At 70.3% G+C, this 17,423-nt stretch carries 17 protein-coding genes; 8 read left to right on the forward strand and 9 right to left on the reverse strand.

Translation table 11 applies throughout. From position 1 onward, the window contains the following. Positions 1 to 17: 17 nt before the first annotated feature. The 4 genes from ACN6LB_RS14980 (at position 18) to ACN6LB_RS14995 (ending at position 4,228) form a co-directional block, all read left to right on the forward strand. Positions 18 to 2,570: a sensor histidine kinase gene (locus ACN6LB_RS14980; protein WP_445026231.1), complete on the forward strand. Its 2,553-nt coding sequence runs from the start codon at positions 18 to 20 to the stop codon at positions 2,568 to 2,570. After that, positions 2,567 to 3,004, forward strand: a complete 438-nt coding sequence (locus ACN6LB_RS14985) for a roadblock/LC7 domain-containing protein (protein ID WP_356135713.1) — start codon at positions 2,567 to 2,569, stop codon at positions 3,002 to 3,004. Before ACN6LB_RS14980 ends, ACN6LB_RS14985 begins: the two co-directional genes overlap by 4 nt. A 19-nt stretch (positions 3,005 to 3,023) precedes the next feature. Next, the gene (locus tag ACN6LB_RS14990; RefSeq protein ID WP_356135714.1) at positions 3,024 to 3,437 is read left to right on the forward strand and encodes a DUF742 domain-containing protein; all 414 of its coding nucleotides are present in this window, start codon (positions 3,024 to 3,026) and stop codon (positions 3,435 to 3,437) included. 185 nt (positions 3,438 to 3,622) lie between these two features. After that, entirely contained in the window at positions 3,623 to 4,228 is a 606-nt protein-coding gene (locus tag ACN6LB_RS14995; RefSeq protein WP_356135716.1) for a GTP-binding protein, read from the forward strand. A 19-nt stretch (positions 4,229 to 4,247) separates the two neighbouring features. On the opposite strand, the gene ACN6LB_RS15000 is transcribed toward ACN6LB_RS14995, so the two are convergent. After that, on the reverse strand, positions 4,248 to 4,676 hold the full coding sequence (locus ACN6LB_RS15000; protein WP_356135718.1) for a PPOX class F420-dependent oxidoreductase: 429 nt from the start codon (positions 4,674 to 4,676) through the stop codon (positions 4,248 to 4,250). 95 nt (positions 4,677 to 4,771) lie between these two features. Between ACN6LB_RS15000 and ACN6LB_RS15005 the strand changes: the two genes are divergently transcribed. Both ACN6LB_RS15005 and ACN6LB_RS15010 read left to right on the forward strand, forming a co-directional pair. After that, positions 4,772 to 5,185 carry a roadblock/LC7 domain-containing protein gene (locus ACN6LB_RS15005; RefSeq protein WP_356135720.1) on the forward strand — a complete coding sequence of 138 codons (414 nt, stop codon included), beginning with the start codon at positions 4,772 to 4,774 and terminating at the stop codon, positions 5,183 to 5,185. A gap of 128 nt (positions 5,186 to 5,313) precedes the next feature. Then, the gene (locus ACN6LB_RS15010) at positions 5,314 to 6,255 is read left to right on the forward strand and encodes a DUF6397 family protein (RefSeq protein ID WP_445026232.1); all 942 of its coding nucleotides are present in this window, start codon (positions 5,314 to 5,316) and stop codon (positions 6,253 to 6,255) included. 55 nt (positions 6,256 to 6,310) lie between these two features. On the opposite strand, the gene ACN6LB_RS15015 is transcribed toward ACN6LB_RS15010, so the two are convergent. Both ACN6LB_RS15015 and ACN6LB_RS15020 read right to left on the reverse strand, forming a co-directional pair. Then, positions 6,311 to 7,177 carry an acyl-CoA thioesterase gene (locus tag ACN6LB_RS15015; protein WP_356135724.1) on the reverse strand — a complete coding sequence of 289 codons (867 nt, stop codon included), beginning with the start codon at positions 7,175 to 7,177 and terminating at the stop codon, positions 6,311 to 6,313. Positions 7,178 to 7,196: 19 nt separating this feature from the next. Continuing rightward, positions 7,197 to 9,710 carry a DEAD/DEAH box helicase gene (locus tag ACN6LB_RS15020; RefSeq protein WP_445026233.1) on the reverse strand — a complete coding sequence of 838 codons (2,514 nt, stop codon included), beginning with the start codon at positions 9,708 to 9,710 and terminating at the stop codon, positions 7,197 to 7,199. Positions 9,711 to 9,855: 145 nt separating this feature from the next. Between ACN6LB_RS15020 and ACN6LB_RS15025 the strand changes: the two genes are divergently transcribed. After that, positions 9,856 to 10,650 (forward strand): metal-dependent hydrolase, encoded by a 795-nt coding sequence (locus ACN6LB_RS15025; RefSeq protein ID WP_445026234.1) that lies wholly within the window; start codon positions 9,856 to 9,858, stop codon positions 10,648 to 10,650. A 119-nt stretch (positions 10,651 to 10,769) separates the two neighbouring features. On the opposite strand, the gene ACN6LB_RS15030 is transcribed toward ACN6LB_RS15025, so the two are convergent. The 4 genes from ACN6LB_RS15030 to ACN6LB_RS15045 all read right to left on the reverse strand — a co-directional run bounded on the left by ACN6LB_RS15030 (position 10,770) and on the right by ACN6LB_RS15045 (position 13,011). Continuing rightward, complete coding sequence (locus tag ACN6LB_RS15030) at positions 10,770 to 11,036, reverse strand: type B 50S ribosomal protein L31 (protein ID WP_445026235.1); 267 nt, start codon at positions 11,034 to 11,036, stop codon at positions 10,770 to 10,772. A 42-nt stretch (positions 11,037 to 11,078) separates the two neighbouring features. Continuing rightward, a complete protein-coding gene (locus ACN6LB_RS15035; protein ID WP_356135732.1) occupies positions 11,079 to 11,549 on the reverse strand; it encodes a DUF5709 domain-containing protein in 471 nt (156 codons plus the stop codon). A 246-nt stretch (positions 11,550 to 11,795) separates the two neighbouring features. Next, positions 11,796 to 12,440: an anti-sigma factor family protein gene (locus ACN6LB_RS15040; protein WP_445026236.1), complete on the reverse strand. Its 645-nt coding sequence runs from the start codon at positions 12,438 to 12,440 to the stop codon at positions 11,796 to 11,798. Beyond that, on the reverse strand, positions 12,418 to 13,011 hold the full coding sequence (locus ACN6LB_RS15045; protein ID WP_445026237.1) for an RNA polymerase sigma factor: 594 nt from the start codon (positions 13,009 to 13,011) through the stop codon (positions 12,418 to 12,420). Before ACN6LB_RS15045 ends, ACN6LB_RS15040 begins: the two co-directional genes overlap by 23 nt. A 120-nt stretch (positions 13,012 to 13,131) precedes the next feature. Here ACN6LB_RS15045 and ACN6LB_RS15050 point away from each other — a divergent pair, with 120 nt between their 5' ends. Next, positions 13,132 to 13,653 (forward strand): COG4315 family predicted lipoprotein, encoded by a 522-nt coding sequence (locus ACN6LB_RS15050; protein WP_445026238.1) that lies wholly within the window; start codon positions 13,132 to 13,134, stop codon positions 13,651 to 13,653. Between the two features lie 60 nt (positions 13,654 to 13,713). Here ACN6LB_RS15050 and ACN6LB_RS15055 read toward each other — a convergent pair whose 3' ends face one another. Both ACN6LB_RS15055 and ACN6LB_RS15060 read right to left on the reverse strand, forming a co-directional pair. Continuing rightward, complete coding sequence (locus ACN6LB_RS15055) at positions 13,714 to 15,495, reverse strand: ABC transporter ATP-binding protein (protein ID WP_445026239.1); 1,782 nt, start codon at positions 15,493 to 15,495, stop codon at positions 13,714 to 13,716. Then, a complete protein-coding gene (locus tag ACN6LB_RS15060) occupies positions 15,492 to 17,288 on the reverse strand; it encodes an ABC transporter transmembrane domain-containing protein (protein ID WP_445026240.1) in 1,797 nt (598 codons plus the stop codon). Before ACN6LB_RS15060 ends, ACN6LB_RS15055 begins: the two co-directional genes overlap by 4 nt. Positions 17,289 to 17,423 lie beyond the last annotated feature (135 nt).

Below are 17,423 nucleotides of genomic sequence, written 5' to 3' on the forward strand. Positions count from 1 at the left end.
CCCTGAGCGAGGAGGCCATGCGTACACCCCGTAGGACCCCCACAGGCAGCGCCGAGGCGCCGCCCCAGCCACCGGCGCGGGGCCGCCGCGCCCATGCCGGCCCTCCCGCCGACGAGCGCACCGACCCCGACGACTTCCCTGCCGGACCGTCGCCCGAGACGCCCACCCGCGCGGAACGGTGGCGGGTGCGCCCCCGCACCGTGCGCGCCAAGATCGTCTGTCTGCTGATGGTGCCGGTCGTCTCCCTGCTCGCTCTTTGGGCCTACGCCACCGTGACCACCGCTCAGGACGTCGCACGGCTGCGCCAGTTGCAGCGCGTGGACGAGACCGTACGGGCCCCGGTCGACGACGCCGTCGCCGCGCTCCAGAAGGAACGCGAGGCCGCCGTCCGCTACGCCACCGACCCCGCCGCCGAGCAGCAGAGCGACCTCAGGAAGCTGGCAGGACACACCGATCGCTCGGTGGCCAAGCTGCGCCTCGATGACGGCAGCACCGTCGCCGACGGCGCCGACCTGCCGACCGGCGTCGCCGGGCGCCTCGACGCCTTCGTCACCGGCGCCGAAAAGCTGCCCACCCTGCGCGCCGCCGTGCTGGAGCGTCGTGTCGGATGGGACGAGGCCTACGGGCAGTACACCAGGACCATCGCGACGGCGTTCTCCGTGGGGGGCGCGCTCACCGGCATCCAGGACGCCGATCTCGGCTCCGACGCGCGCGTGCTGCTCGAATTCTCCCGGGCGGGGGAGACGCTCGCCCAGGAGGACGCGGTGCTGTCCAGCGCCCGGCTCGCCGGAAGCCTGGACGGGGAACGGCTGCGGCTGTTCACCGGCGCCGTCGACACGCGCCGCACTCTGACCGATGCCGCAGTAACGGATCTGCGCGGTCCCGAACGCACCGCCTGGCACGACCTCGTGGAGGGGAGCGCGTACGCCCATGTGCGCGCCGCCGAGGACAAGGTGCTCGTGTCGCGACCCGGCGGCAAGGCGATCGACGCCGCGCCGGAAGCCGACTGGAACACCGCCCACGCGCGCGTGCAGGACGACATGCGAACGATCGCGGCGGACGCGGGCCGTGGCGTCGCGGACCGGGCCGACCCGTTCTCGCGCGGTCTGCTCACACCCGCCGGTGCCGCCGTTCTCTTCGGCCTGGCCGCCGTCGCCGCGTCGCTGGTGATCTCCGTACGCATCGGACGCGGTCTCGTCGTGGAATTGGTGAGCCTGCGAAACGGCGCCCTGGAGATCGCCCGGCGCAAACTCCCGGAAGCCATGCGCAAGCTGCGTGCGGGAGAGGAGATCGACGTCCGTGCGGAGGCTCCGCCCGGGCCGCCCGCAGAGGACGAGACCGGACAGGTCGCGGAGGCCTTGGGCACCGTGCACCGCGCCGCGCTGCGCGCCGCCGTCGAACGCGCGGAACTCGCCAGCGGAATCTCCGGCGTCTTCGTCAATCTCGCCCGGCGCAGTCAGGTCCTCGTACACCGCCAGCTGAGCCTGCTCGACAGCATGGAGCGCAGGTCCGACGACCCGAACGAGCTGAGCGACCTGTTCCGGCTCGACCACCTCACCACGAGGATGCGGCGCCACGCGGAGAGCCTGATCATCCTCTCCGGAGCCGCCCCCGGCCGGGCCTGGCGCATGCCGGTCTCCCTGACGAACGTGGTCCGTGCCGCCGTGTCCGAAGTCGAGGACTACGCGCGCGTGGAGGTACGACAGCTCTCCGAGGCATCCGTGGCCGGAGCCGCCGTCGCCGACCTCACGCACCTTCTCGCCGAGATCGTCGAGAACGCTGCACAGTTCTCGCCGCCGCACACCCGAGTACGCATCGTCGGAGAACCGGTCGGCAACGGGTATGCCGTCGAAGTCGAGGACCGCGGACTCGGCATGGGGACGGAAACACTCGCCGAGGCCAACCGCCGCATCGAACAGTCCGAGGCGCTCGACCTGTTCGACAGCGACCGGCTCGGTCTCTTCGTGGTCAGCAGGCTCGCCGCACGGCACGGCATCAAGGTGCACCTGAGAACGTCGCCCTACGGCGGAACGACGGCAGTCGTCCTGCTGCCCACGGCACTCCTGCACGGCGGCGCGGTGGAACGTTCCCCCAAGCGGGCCGACACCGAACGGCCCGCGGAACGCGAGTACGCGCGCGTGGCGGCCGCCCAGGAGCAGGACTCGCTCCAGGCGCTGACCGAACGGCCCGCACTGGCGGTACCCCTGCAGTCCGCCGGCAAGGCCTCGGCCAACGGTTCATCCGACACTCCGCCACCCGGAGTCACCACCCTGCGTCTGCACAGGCAGACGGAGGAACCCGAGGAACCTGAGGGATCCGAGGAATCCGACGACCTCCCGCGGCGCGTACGGCAGGCGCATCTCGCCCCTCAGCTGCGCGAACAGCGCCCCGAGAAGCACACGGACACCTCGGCTTCCCGTAACGACGACGAGCGCACCCCGGAAGTCGTACGGGACCGCATGGCGGCCTACCGCGACGGCTGGACGCGCGGCGGCGGCAGGATCCCCGGCCGCAGCGCCACCCCTGACTCCGAACCGGGCAGCGACAGCAGCGAAGGAGACCTCGCATGATCCAGGACCCGAGTATGAGGGCCGCCCAGCGGTCCGGCGAACTCGACTGGCTGCTGGACGACTTGGTACTGCGCGTCGCCGAAGTCCGGCACGCCGTGGTGTTGTCCAACGACGGACTCGCGGTGGGCGCGTCCAGCGACCTGCGGCGCGAGGACGCGGAGCACCTTGCCGCGGTCGCCTCCGGCTTCCACAGTCTCGCCAAGGGCGCCGGCCGCCACTTCGGCGCCGGGGGCGTGCGCCAGACGATGGTGGAGATGGACGACGGCTTCCTCTTCGTGGCGGCCGCGGGCGACGGCTCCTGCCTCGCCCTGCTCACCGCCGTCACGGCCGACATCGGACTGGTGGCGTACGAGATGGCACGGCTGGTCAAGCGCGTCGGAGAACACCTCTACACGCCGCCGCGCGTCGCAGCGCAGCCGCCCGCCGCCGGATGACCGAGGACGGTCGGTGCAGATGACCGAGGACAGGCCCGGCGCCCTGGAGCAGCCGGGCAGCCAGTGGTACGACAACGAGGCCGGACCTCTCGTCCGCCCCTACGCCATGACGGGCGGCCGCACCAAACCCGGCCCCACCGGGGTGCGGTTCGACCTGATAGCCCTTGTCACGCTCGACACGGGCGCGCCAGGCGTCGACGACGACACCTCGTTGGGTCCGGAACACCGGGCCCTGATCGAACTCTGCCGCATCGAGACGCAGTCCGTGGCCGAACTCGCCGCGGGAGCGGACCTGCCGGTGGGGGTCGTACGGGTGCTCCTGGGCGACCTTCTGGAACTGGGCTGCGTGACTGTCAGCCGCCCGGTGCCGCCCGCGCAACTGCCCGACGAACGAATCCTCCGCGAGGTCATCGCGGGATTGAGGGCGCTGTAGATGAACCACGTTGTCGCGGCCTGTGCCGACTTGCGCATACATTCGGGCACCGAACAGGCGAGAGTCGGTCACAACGGCCAAATAGCGGTCCAATCCCCCGTAGAGGAGTCGCAGTTGCCATGATGCAGACTCCGCACAGATGTACCGACGTCGAGCGTTGCCGGCACTCCCGAGAGAAGTGATCGATGGTCTCCGAGAACTCCGACGCCTCGGACGGCGAGATGACCGCCCTGGCGTTGAAGATACTGGTCGCCGGCGGATTCGGCGTGGGCAAGACCACCCTGGTGGGCGCGGTCAGTGAGATCAGGCCACTGCGCACCGAGGAACTGCTGAGCGAGGCGGGCCAGTCGGTCGACGACACCGACGGCGTGGACCAGAAGGTCACGACGACCGTCGCCATGGACTTCGGACGCATCACCATCAGGTCCGGACTCTCGCTCTACCTCTTCGGCACACCCGGCCAGGACCGGTTCTGGTTCCTGTGGGACGAGTTGTCGCAGGGTGCCCTCGGAGCCGTCGTCCTCGCGGACACCCGGCGCCTGGAGGACTGCTTCCCCGCGGTGGACTACTTCGAGCACCGGCACATCCCGTTCGTCGTGGCCGTCAACTGCTTCTCGGGTGCCCGCACTTACGGCGCCCAGGACGTCTCCCGCGCGCTCGACCTGGATCGGGGCACGCCCGTGGTGCTCTGTGACGCCCGTGACCGCGACTCCGGGAAGGAGGTGCTGATCCGGCTCGTCGAGTACGCCGGGCGGGTGCACACCGCCCGGCTGCTCGACTCCGTGGGTTGAGGGCCGACCGAGCCAAATGTCAGTCGGCTACGGCCGCCTGGGCCAGGACCTTCTCTATCCGTATGCGTACGAGGAGTTCACCGGGTACGCCGTTGCGCTTTCCGAACTCCTCGGCACGGTCCTCGCCCATGTACCGCGCGCCGATCCGTGCGGCCCAGTGCCGCAAATCGGCGAGATCCTCGGAGAGTTCGGCCCGCCCCTGCAGCACAACGAAGTCGAACGGCGGCCGGTCGTCGTCCACGCACAGGGCGACGCGGCCGTCGCGGGCGAGATTTCGCCCCTTCACGCTCTCCTGCGCGGTGTTGAAGACCACGTCGTCGCCGTCCAACAGGAACCAGATCGGCGTCACATGGGGACTCCCGTCCGCCCGGACGGTCGACAGCTTTCCGGTGCGGGTGCCGTGCGAGACGAACGCCCGCCATTGCTCATCAGTCATCTTATGTGCCATGCCGCTCATCCTCCTTGCTCGGACGGCAGCTGTGGGGAAGGCTGGCTGGTCGAATCCTCCGGCCAGGGAGGACGAGTGAACGGGGAGAGCGGACCATGGCACAGAACTCTGGACTTGGCTGGCTGCTGGACGACCTGACCGAACGGGTCGAGCACGTACGACACGCGCTGGTGCTGTCCAACGACGGACTGGTGACGGGCGCCAGCACGGGACTTCGACGCGAGGACGCAGAGCATCTCGCAGCCGTTTCGTCCGGCCTGCACAGTCTGGCCAAGGGCTCGGGCCGTCACTTCGGCGCGGGCCAGGTACGCCAGACCATGATCGAGTTCGATGACGCGGTCCTCTTCGTCACCGCGGCCGGCGCGGGAAGCTGTCTGTGCGTCCTCAGCGCCGCGGAGGCCGACATCGGCCAGGTCGCCTACGAGATGACCCTGTTGGTCAACCGCGTCGGCGAGCACTTGGCCGTGGACGCCCGGCAACCCGACCGGACCTCCACCATAGACATCTGACCTGCACAAACGCCGCCCCCTTCGAAGTTATCCACAGGCTCGGCGCGAGGTCGGCGATTCCGGCTACGGTTTTTCCCGAAGCAAGCGCAAGCAGGCGCGAGCAACTCGCTCCACGGGGGAGAACCACCATGTCCGGCAACACCATCACGCAATCAAGCACGTCCACCGCCGTCCCGGTCGCGCCCGGGGCGCAGCGACCGAGCCTCGCCCTCAGCACCGCCGCGCGTGAACTCGATCTGCGGCGGGGCGAGTTCGACCTCGCCGTCCAGCTCGGACGCATCCGGACCGTTCCCGACGACGGGGGAGGAGGACGCCGCGTCACTCGCCCGGAGATCGACCGGGTGCGCTCGGAGGCCGGTTTTCCAACGGCTCTGCGCGAGCGCGTCAAGGTCGTCGGTACGACGGAGGGCGCGACCCTCATGGACGTGACGGCCACCAGGTTCACACGCCTGGCGCGCCTGGGTCTGATCGTGCCGGTGAAGTTTTACCTGAACCGCTACCGGGCGGTGGTCTGGCTGTATCTGGCCGAGGAACTGCGGCAGTTCGCGGCCGACGAGCAGCATGCCCGGCTCCTGAGCGGACGGACACCCGAGGATCTCCGCGACCAGCTGGCAGCGGGCCTGGACCTGCGTCCGCGCAACTGGCGAGGGCGGCACAGGGGATTCCTGCTGCGGCAGACGGAGGACCCCTGGGCTCGCGCCGCCGTTCTGGCATCGCTGCTCGATCCGGTCCAGGTGGCGGAGATCGTCAAGGACCCTTACGAGCGCGCCCATCTGAACCGATTCCGGCCCCCGTCGGCTTCCCACGGGGCGCCGGACTCCGCCGCCGCACACCTCGCCTCGCGGATCATGACGGCGGACGACCCCGACGAGATCGGCTGGCTCAGGGCGGATCTGGGGCACGCCGTTGAGGAGGCCCGGGAGATCCGGCCCGCTCCCCGACCCACGCCCAAGCCCTCACCGCGGGCCGCCGCGCACCGACCGCCTCGGCCCGAGGAAGCAACGTCCCCCGGCGAGCCACCACAACGCTCGCGAGGTCTGCTCGGGTGGCTGCGCCGCAGAAACCACTGACCGGTCAACACCCCGAGCGCGCGAACAGCCCTTCCACGGACGACCGGACACTGATCTACAGAGCTCTGAAGAGGCCCTCCTGGACGACCGAGACGAGGAGGCGTCCTTGCAGGTCGTAGATCCGCCCACGGGCAAGCCCGCGTCCGCCCGTCGCGATCGGTGACTCCTGGTCGTACAGGAACCACTCGTCCGCGCGAAACGGCCGGTGGAACCACATGGCGTGATCGAGCGAGGCCATGTCGAAGCCGCGCGGACCCCACAGCGGTTCGACGGGGATCCGCACCGCGTCCAGGAGGGTCATGTCGCTGGCGTAGGTGAGGGCGCAGGTGTGCACGAGCGGATCGTCGCCCAGCGGGCCGACGGCACGCATCCACACCGCACTGCGCGGCTCGGCGTCCTTGACCTCCTCCGGAGTCCAGCGCAGCCGGTCCACATAGCGGATGTCGAAGGGCTGACGCCGCGCCATGCGCTCCAACGTCTCGGGGAGCGCGCCCAGATGCTTCTTGATCTCCTGCGTCACCGTCGGCAGCGACTCCGGATCCGGGACCTCGCGAGCGGGCGGCAGCTGATGCTCGAAGCTCCCTTCCTCAGGCTTGTGAAAGGAGGCGGTCAGATTGAAGATCGTGCGACCCTGCTGCACGGCGGTGACGCGCCGGGTGGTGAACGACCGCCCGTCCCGCACCCGTTCGACCTGGTACACGATGGGCACGCCCGGCCTTCCCGGACGCAGGAAGTACGCGTGCAGCGAGTGCACAGGACGGTCGCCCTCCGTGGTGCGCCCGGCGGCGACCAGGGCCTGGCCCGCCACCTGGCCGCCGAAGACGCGCTGCAAGGACTCCTGCGAGCTGCGGCCACGGAAGATGTTGACCTCGATCTGCTCCAGGTCGAGCAGATCGACGAGTCTCTCGACTGGGTTCGTCATGGGTGGGATTCTCCTGTGCTCACAGCTGACCGACGTCGGTGACCCTGATGACCGCACGGCCCTCCGTGTCGGAGGCGGAGAGGTCGACCTCCGCGCTGATGCCCCAGTCGTGATCACCATTCGGGTCGGCGAAGGTCTGCCGGACGCGCCAAAGGCTGTGCTGCGGCTCCTCGGTGATCAGCAGCAGCTTGGGGCCGCGTGCGTCGGGACCCGTGCCGAGGTCCTCGTACTCGTCCCAGTACTTGTCCATCGCCTCACCCCAGGCGTCCGCGTCCCACCCGGACTCGGCGTCCATCTCACCCAGCTCGTTGACGTGGTCGAGAGCGGCCAGCTCGACGCGGCGGAACATGGCGTTGCGGACCAGGACGCGGAAGGCGCGGGCGTTGGAGGTGACCGGCTTGACCTGGTCGGCCTTCTCCTGGGCCTCCTCGGCCGTCATCACTTCGGGGTTGGCGAGCTGCTCCCACTCGTCCAGGAGGCTGGAGTCGACCTGGCGCACCATCTCGCCCAGCCAGGCGATGAGGTCCTCCAGGTCCTCGGACTTGAGGTGGTCCGGGACGGTGTGGTCGAGGGTCTTGTAGGCACCGGCGAGGTAGCGCAGCACGATGCCCTCGGTGCGCGCGAGTTCGTAGTAGGAGACGAACTCCGTGAACGACATGGCCCGTTCGTACATGTCACGGATGACGGACTTCGGGGAGAGCGGGTGATCACCCACCCACGGGTGGCTCTTGCGGTAGGTGTTGTACGCGTGGAAGAGCAGCTCTTCCAACGGCTTGGGGTACGACACGTCCTGGAGACGCTCCATGCGCTCCTCGTACTCGACGCCGTCCGCCTTCATCGCCGCCACTGCCTCGCCGCGCGCCTTGTTCTGCTGGGCCGCCAGGATCTGGCGCGGATCGTCCAGCGTGGACTCGACGACGGACACCATGTCCAGCGCGTACGAGGGGGATTCGGGGTCGAGCAGATCGAACGAGGCGAGCGCGAAGGTGGACAGCGGCTGATTGAGCGCGAAGTCCTGCTGCAGGTCGACGGTGAGGCGCACGATGCGTCCGCTCGCGTCCGGCTCGTCGAGCTTCTCGACGATGTCACCGTCGAGGAGCGAGCGGTAGATCGCGATCGCCCGCCGGATGTGCCGCAGTTGCTGCTTGCGCGGCTCGTGATTGTCCTCCAGCAGATGCCGCATCGCGTCGAACGCGTTGCCGGGCCGGGCGATCACGGAGAGCAGCATCGTGTGCGTCACCCGGAAACGCGACGTGAGAGGTTCCGGGTCGGAGGCGATGAGCTTCTCGAAGGTGTTGTCCGTCCAGCCGACGAAACCCTCGGGAGCCTTCTTGCGCACCACCTTGCGACGCTTCTTCGCGTCGTCGCCCGCTTTGGCGAGCGCCTTCTCGTTCTCGATGACGTGCTCGGGTGCCTGCGCCACCACAAAGCCCGCCGTGTCGAAGCCGGCGCGCCCGGCCCGGCCCGCGATCTGGTGGAACTCCCGCGCACGCAGTGTCCGCACCCGGGTGCCGTCGTACTTCGTCAGCGCCGTGAACAGCACGGTGCGGATGGGTACGTTGACGCCGACACCGAGGGTGTCCGTACCGCAGATGACCTTCAGCAGGCCGGCCTGGGCCAACTTCTCCACCAGGCGGCGGTACTTGGGCAGCATGCCCGCGTGGTGCACCCCGATGCCGTGCCGCACGTAACGGGAGAGATTGCGGCCGAACTTGGTGGTGAAGCGGAAGTTGCCGATCAGCTCGGCGATCTGGTCCTTCTCCTCCCGCGTGCACATGTTGATGCTCATCAGCGCCTGCGCCCGCTCCACGGCCTGCGCCTGGGTGAAGTGCACGATGTACACCGGAGCCTGCCTGGTGGCCAGGAGCTCGGTGAGCGTCTCCGTCAGCGGAGTCAGCACGTATTCGTAGGACAGGGGCACAGGACGGGTCGCCGAGCGGACCACCGCGGTCGGGCGGCCGGTGCGCCTGGTGAGGTCCTTCTCGAACATCGCGACGTCGCCGAGCGTCGCCGACATCAGGATGAACTGCGCCTGCGGCAGTTCCAGGATCGGGATCTGCCAGGCCCAGCCGCGGTCGCCCTCCGCGTAGAAGTGGAACTCGTCCATCACGACCTGGCCGACGTCGGCCTGCTTGCCGTCGCGGAGCGCGATGGAGGCCAGTACCTCAGCGGTGCAGCAGATGACGGGCGCGTCGGCGTTCACGGAGGCGTCGCCGGTGAGCATGCCGACGTTCTCGGTGCCGAAGATCTTGCACAGCTCGAAGAACTTCTCGGAAACGAGCGCCTTGATCGGAGCCGTGTAGAAGGTGACCTCGTCGCGCGCGAGTGCCGCGAAGTGCGCAGCCGCGGCGATCATGCTCTTGCCCGAGCCGGTGGGCGTGGACACGATCACGTTTGCGCCCGAAACCACCTCGATCAGCGCCTCCTCCTGGTGTGGATAGAGGGTGAGACCGCGTTCCCCGGCCCACGACTCGAAGGCTTCGTAGAGGGCGTCGGGGTCTGCGGTCTGCGGCAGCTGATCGATAAGGGTCACGCACCCATCTTGCCTGCCATCGCACTCGATGGGGGAATCGGATGCTCGCCCGAAGATCACGAACGCTACGCTGTGGCGCCGACGAAGCGTCAGCGTGCGCGGGCAACTGGACAGCGGGACAAGAGGAATAGGGCGGGGTACGGCGATGATGGGACCAGCACACTCACTGTCGGGGGCCGCGGCCTGGCTCGGTGTCGGCGCGGCGGCTGCGGCCGCCGGCCACACGATGCCCTGGCCGGTACTCCTGGTCGGCGCGCTGATCTGCGCGGGTGCGGCGCTCGCCCCCGATCTGGACCACAAGGCGGCCACCATCTCGCGGGCCTTCGGACCTCTCTCACGGGGCCTGTGCGAGATCGTCGACAAGCTCTCGTACGCCGTCTACAAATCGACGCGCAAGCAGGGCGACCCGCGCCGCTCCGGAGGGCACCGCACACTGACGCACACCTGGCTGTGGGCTGTGCTGCTCGGTGCGGGCTGCTCGGCGGCCGCGATCACGGGCGGCCGCTGGGCTGTCCTGGCCATTCTCTTCGTACACATGGTGCTGGCCATCGAGGGTCTGCTGTGGCGAGCCGCCCGTGGCTCCAGCAGCGACGTCCTGGTCTGGCTGCTGGCCGCGACGAGCGCCTGGATTCTCGCGGGGGTGCTGGACAAGCCGGGCAACGGCTCCGACTGGCTGTTCACGTCGCCCGGCCAGGAGTACCTGTGGCTCGGGCTGCCGATCGTCCTGGGCGCGCTGGTGCACGACATCGGGGACGCGCTGACAGTGTCCGGCTGCCCGATCCTGTGGCCGATCCCGGTCGGCCGCAAGCGCTGGTATCCGATCGGCCCGCCCAAGGGCATGCGGTTCCGGGCAGGCAGCTGGGTCGAGCTCAAGGTGCTGATGCCGGTGTTCATGCTGCTCGGCGGAGTGGGCTGCGCGGCGGCGCTCAACTTCATCTGAGCGGGCTGCCCGGCCGCACACCGGGGGCCCGTGCCTGCCGTAGAGGCTATGTCTCCCGCAACGCCATCGCCGCCGACTCCGGCTCCGGCAATGCCTCCGTCTCACGCACGGCCGGCGCCTCAGGCGCTGTCGTTGTCGGTCTTCTCGCCCGTTCCCCCGTAGCGTCGTTCGAACTGGGCGATCCGTCCCTCCGAGTCCACCGTCCGTGCCTTGCCCGTGTAGAAGGGGTGGCTCTCCGAGGAGATCTCCACGTCCACGACCGGGTAGGTCTCGCCGTCGTCCCAGTCGATGGTCTGCTCGCTGGTCGCGGTGGAGCGGGTGAGGAAGGCGTAGCCGGCGGCGCGGTCACGGAAGACGACCGGGCGGTAGTCGGGAAGCTGGGGCATGAATGCTCCTCGGGTGGGAGTGGCCGGGCGGGGTCGGCGGCGTCAGCCGGACAGGGAGTCCTCGTCGACGATGTGCATCGCGGCCTCCTCGGCCGACGCGGCGGCGCCGTCGATGCCCACGTCGGTGGCGATCAGCCCGCTCTCCTCGTCCTCATGGGCGCCCTCGTTGGGTGCCACGAGCCGACCGGAGCGGGAGGCGCCCACTTCGTTGTCCAGGGGTTCGCCGTCGGTGCCCTCGCAGTCGCCGATGCCGTCTCCGTCGGAGGCCGCGATGTCGGGCAGCTCTTCCGCCAGGCGTTCGTCCAGGGTCTCTCCCCGGTGCCCCTCGGCCGCGGTCACGCCGGAGCGCTCCACCGCCCATGGGCGGTCGGGTGGCGACCAGCCTCGGTCCAGAGGGTCGTCGACACCATCGGCGACCAGGGTGTCCTCGCCGTCGAGCAGCCCCGAGTCGTCCTGCACTTCGGAGCCGTCGGGCTGATAGACGTCGTCTCCCCATCCGTCGGCGCTGTCCACGGGTACCTCCTGGTGGTGGGGCGGGCCGAGTCCCGCCGTGCTCCACGGCGGACGCGGGTACCGCTCGGCGCAGGCGGCGACCTCGCGAACCGGATGGCTGCCAGGTGCTCCCCGAGCCGGTGCCCATACCCAGCCTTCCACCCCCTTTCGGCACCGCGCAACGCCAGAGCACCCATGGGACGCGCCGACCACGTGGAGGGCGGTACCGGATCGGCGCCGAGTCCGGTGTGGGGTCATGCGCGGGGTTCAGTCCGCCAGGTCGGCGCTCGACCACACCTGACCGGCGTCGTTCACCAGCTCCACCCGGTCGATCGTGGCCGCCGCCCCGTAGGTGATCCAGGTGGCCCGTCCCGAGGAGGGGGTCCACCACTGGCCCGCGTCGTGGCGGGTGCCGTCCTTGAGGACCAGGCGGCAGTGGTAGTGGGTGTCGGGAGGACCGTCGGTGATCTGCATGACCACGACCCGATGGTTGTCCACGTAACTCGGCTCGACGGTTCCCACCGTGGATCCGCCGCGGCTGACGAGCAGGGCACCGTGATCACTCGCGGTGACCGGCGACGGCGGGTTCTGGTCGGTGATCGTGGTGGCGACCGCGCCGAGACCCACGCCCATGGCCGCGGCTGCGGCGACCAGCAGGGGCATGCGATACGAACGGCGCGGGGTGGGTCGGCGGACCTCGAGGCGGTCGAGGACCTTGGCGTCGAAACCGGCCGGGGCGGCGACGGTCGGTGCCGCCGGCAGTACCGCGTCGACGGCCCCCGAGATCTCGTCGTACACCGTCCGGCAGGCCGGGCAGGTGTTCAGGTGGCCGAGGAGCGTCGACTGCTCGTCGGGAAGGGCGCCGAGGGCGAGGGCGATCAGTTCGTCCTCATCGGGGTGGTGGTCCGTCACGGCTGTCCTCCTTCAACGAGGCGCGCAGCCTTCGCAGGCCTGTGCGGATGCGCGTCTTGGCGGTGCCGAGAGGGATCTGCTCGTGCCGTCCCACCTCGGCCGCGGTGCAGCCGCCCAGGACGGCGAGGGCGACGGCGCGTGCCTGCTCGATGGGCAGGTCACGCAGGCGGGCGACGGCGTGGCTGCTTTCGATGGCGGTCAGTGCCTGTCGTTCGGGGCCCTCCTCCTGGAGTGTCACGTCGATCAGCCGTTCCAGTGTCTCCGCGAGGACGGGGGTGGCACGGCGGGCCCGGACGGCGTCGATGGCGGCGTTGCGGGTGATGGTCAGCAGCCAGGTCAGAACCGAGGCGCGCCGTGCGTCGTAGTTGCCCGCGGCACGCCAGGCGCGGACGAAGACCTCCTGGCTCACGTCCTCCGCGAGGCCCGCCTCGCGTGTCACCGAAAGCGCGAGACCGTACACCGCGTCCTGGAAGCGGCGGACGAACGCGACCGATGCCGCCTCGTCGCCCAGCGCGAAGCCGGCGACGAGTGAGGCGTCGTCGGTCCGGTCCGCGCGCGAGAACAGCTCCACATCTCATTGGTACGTCCGAAACGGCCGGAGGGATTGCGCAGAGCGGCAGACAGGGGCTCCGCAATCCGTTCGTCCTCCTCGTTCGTACAACCAACCTGGGCAGAGAAGGGACGGAAGATCATGAGCAGAAGCGGGATCGCAGTGGCCGCCTTCGCATGCGCGGCCGTACTGGGACTGGCGGGGTGCGGGGGTGGCGGCGGCAGTGGCAGCGGAAATGGCACAGGCGGTGGTGGCGCGGCCACGGGATCGGCGGCCAGGGACGCGTCCGTGGTCAAGATCGCCGACTCGTCGCTGGGGGACATCCTCGTCGACGGGAGCGGGCACACGCTGTATCTGTTCACCGACGACGGCAAGAACACCAACTCGATGAACTGCGACGCGAGTTGTTTGAAGCTGTGGCCGCCGGTGGAAGGCAAGCCGTCGGCCGGCTCCGGCGCCGACGCGAAACTGATCGGCACCACGAAGGGCGACAAGCCGCAGGCGACCTATGCCGGACATCCGCTGTACTACTACGCCAACGACAAGGCCGCCGGCGACACGAAGGGCCAGGGCATCGACAAGATCTGGTACGTCCTCGACCCCGGTGGCAAGGCGATCACCAAGTCGGCCGACACCGGCAGCGGGGGTGGTAGTGGCTACTGAGCGTGTCTGGGGGCCTGAGTGTGCCCCGGGGGCCGCCGTGTCGCGGCGGCCCCCGGAAGGTCACCCGTGCCAGGACCGCCACAGCGCCGCGTACGCGCCGTCGGCGGCGACCAGCTGGTCGTGGCTGCCGAGCTCGCTGATGCGGCCGGCCTCGACGACGGCGATGACGTCGGCGTCGTGGGCGGTGTGCAGCCGGTGGGCGATGGCGACGACGGTGCGGCCGTCCAGGACCCGGGCCAGCGAGCGTTCCAGGTGCCGGGCAGCGCGCGGGTCGAGCAGCGAGGTCGCCTCGTCCAGGACCAGCGTGTGCGGGTCGGCGAGCACCAGCCGGGCCAGCGCGATCTGCTGGGCCTGGGCCGGGGTGAGCGAGTGCCCGCCCGAGCCGACCTCGGTGTCCAGACCGTCGTCCAGCGCCCGCGCCCAGCCGTCCGCGTCGACGGCACCCAGCGCTGCCCACAGCTCGGCGTCGGCCGCACCGGTCCTCGCGAGCAGCAGGTTGTCGCGCAGCGAGCCCACGAAGACGTGGTGCTCCTGGTTGACCAGGGCCACATGGGAGCGCACCTGCTCCGCGGGCATCCGGGAGAGTTCGGCGCCGCCGAGGGTGATGCGGCCGTCGCGGGGAGCGTAGATCCCGGCGAGAAGACGGCCCAGCGTGGACTTGCCCGCGCCCGACGGGCCGACCAGGGCGAGCCGGGTGCCGGGCGAGACCTGCAGGGAGACCTTGCGCAGCACGTCGACGCCTTCCCGGTAGCCGAAGTGCACCTCGTCGGCGTGCACGTCCCGTCCGTCCGGGACGACCGCCGCGTCACCGGCGGCCGGCTCGATGTCGCGGACACCGACGAGCCGTGCCAGCGACACCTGGGCGACCTGCAGCTCGTCGTACCAGCGCAGGATGAGGCCCACCGGGTCGACGAGCATCTGCGCGATCAGCGCACCCGTCGTCAGCTGCCCGACGCCGATCCAGCCCTGCAGGACGAACACCCCACCGATCATCAGGACCGAGCAGAGGACGGTCACATGCGTGAGGTTGATGACGGGGAAGAGCACCGAACGCAGCCAGAGGGTGTACCGCTCCCAGGCGGTCCATTCCTGGACACGGCGATCCGACAGCTCGATGCGACGTCCGCCCAGGCGGTGGGCCTCGACGGTACGCCCGGCGTCCACGGTCTCGGCGAGGACGGCGGCCACGGCGGCGTATCCGGCGGCCTCCGAGCGGTAGGCGGACGGCGCCCGCTTGAAGTACCAGCGGCAGCCGATCACCAGCAGAGGCACGGCGACCAGCACGGCAGGGGCGAGCGGCGGCGCCGTCACGGCGAGCCCGCCGAGCAGCAGCGCCGCCCACACCACGCCGATGGCCAGCTGCGGCACGGCCTCGCGCATTGCGTTGGCCAGCCGGTCGATGTCCGTGGTGATGCGCGAGAGCAGGTCACCCGTTCCGGCCCGCTCCAGAACGCCCGGCGGCAGCCCCACCGACCGTACGAGGAAGTCCTCGCGCAGGTCGGCCAGCATCCGTTCGCCGAGCATCGCGCCACGCAGCCGCACCTGCCGTACGAACACGGCCTGCACGACCAGCGCGATGGCGAACAGCGCGACGGTGCGCTCCAGATGGAGTGCGCGGGCGTCGTCGGAGACCCGCTCCACGATCGCGCCCAGCAGATAGGGCCCGGCCATGGAGGCCACGACGGCGACCGTGTTGACGGTGACGAGCAACAGGAAGGCTCTGCGGTGCCGTTGGAACAGTTCCGTCACGTAGGCGCGGACGGTTGCGGGCGCGCCGACGGGCAGGGTGTGCGCCGTCGTCGGGGCCGCCGGGTCGTACGCCGGTGGCGCCACGCCGATCATGCGGTCTCCTCGATTTCTTCCAGTGCGTCAAAGGTGGTCATGGCGCCGCTGCGCGCGGCCTCGTCGTCGGTCTCCCGGGTGACGACGGCCCGGTACCGGGGGTCGCTGTGGACCAGCTCGCGGTGCACGCCGACCGCCGCGACCTCGCCCTCGTGGACCAGCACGACCCGGTCCGCGTGGTCCAGCAGCAGCGGTGACGAGGTGAACACCACCGTCGTCCGCCCGGAGCGCAGGGCGCGTACGCCGTCGGCCACCCGGGACTCGGTGTGCGAGTCGACGGCGGACGTCGGTTCGTCCAGGACGAGCACTTCCGGGTCCGTGATCAGCGATCGGGCCAGCGCGAGACGCTGGCGCTGGCCGCCCGACAGGGACCGCCCGCGCTCGGTGATCCTGACGTCCATCGGGTCCTCGGCGTCCAGCGACCCCTGGGCGAGCGCGTCCAGGACGTCAGCGCACTGTGCGGCGGCCAGGGCGTCGGCGGCGCTCACCGCACCCGAGGAGGGCACGTCGAGCAGTTCGCGCAGCGAGCCCGACAGCAGCACGGGGTCCTTGTCCTGGACGAGGACGGCAGTACGGGCGGAGTCGAGCGGCAGCTCGTCCAGCGGGACCCCGCCGAGCAGTGACGAGGTGCCTTCCTCCGAAGGGTGGCCGCCCAGTCGCTCCGCGAGCAGGCCCGCCGCGTCCGGGTCCCCGCACACCACGGCGGTGAGCCGTCCGGCGGGCGCCAGCAGCCCGGTCGCCGGGTCGTACAGATCGCCGGTGGGTACGACGGCCTCGCGCGTCCCGTCGGTGTCCGTCACCCGCTCCAGGGACAGCACGCGCGCGGCGCGCTTGGCTGACGGGCGGGAGAAGGAGTAGGACATGGCGATCTCTTCGAAATGCCGCAGGGGATACGCGAGAAGCATGACCGCGCTGTACACGGTGACCAGTTCGCCCACGGTGATCCGGCCGTCGCGGGCCAGCTGCACGCCGTGCCAGACGACGGCGATCATCAGCAGACCGGGCAGCAGCACCTGGATCGCCGCGATCAGCGCCCACATCCGAGCGCTGCGCACGGCAGCGTGCCGCACCTCCTGCGAGGCCCTTCGGTAGCGGTCGAGGAACAGTTCCTCGCCACCGATGCCGCGCAGCACCCGCAGGCCGGCGACGGTGTCCGAGGCCAGTTCGGTGGCGCGCCCGGCCTTCTCGCGCTGGATGTCTGCGCGCCGGGTGGCGCGGGGCAGCAGTGGCAGTACGGAGAGTGCCAGTACGGGGACGCCCACGGCGACGATCACGCCGAGCGCGGGCTGGTAGACCACCAGACCGACGCAGACCAGCACCACGGTGACCGCGGCCGCCGCGAACCGCGACACGGCCTCCACGAACCAGCCGATCTTCTCGACATCGCCGGTGGAGACGGCGACGACCTCACCGGCGGCGACGCGCCGGGTGAGCGCGGAGCCCAGGTGGGCGGTCTTGCGGGCCAGCAGTTGCTGGACCCGCGCGGCGGCCGTGATCCAGTTGGTGACCGCGGTGCGGTGCAGCATGGTGTCGCCGAGCGCGATCCCGACGCCGCACAGCACCATCAGCCCTCCGGCCAGGGCGAGCCCGGTGCCCGAGCGGTCCACGACCGCCTGGATGGCGAGGCCGACGCCGAACGGCAGTGCGCAGACGGCGACGAAGTGCAGCAGGCCCCAGGCGAGTGCCTTCATCTGCCCGCCGAGCTGGTTGCGGCCGAGCCACCACAGGAATCGGGGACCCGAGCGGGCGTCCGGTACGCCCGGGTCGGGATACGGAAGGTCTTGAATCTGCATGACGTCCCAGTGGCTCGTGTCAGGGGTGATGGATCGGGGCGGGGGGAGTGGGGCCGGGAGAGCAGCGACCGGTCCACCGGCCGACCACGACAGTCGGCAACAAACCGTGAAAGGTTCGCGTCGCAGCGTGGCTGG

It is taken from the genome of Streptomyces sp. SAS_270, from assembly GCF_052543295.1.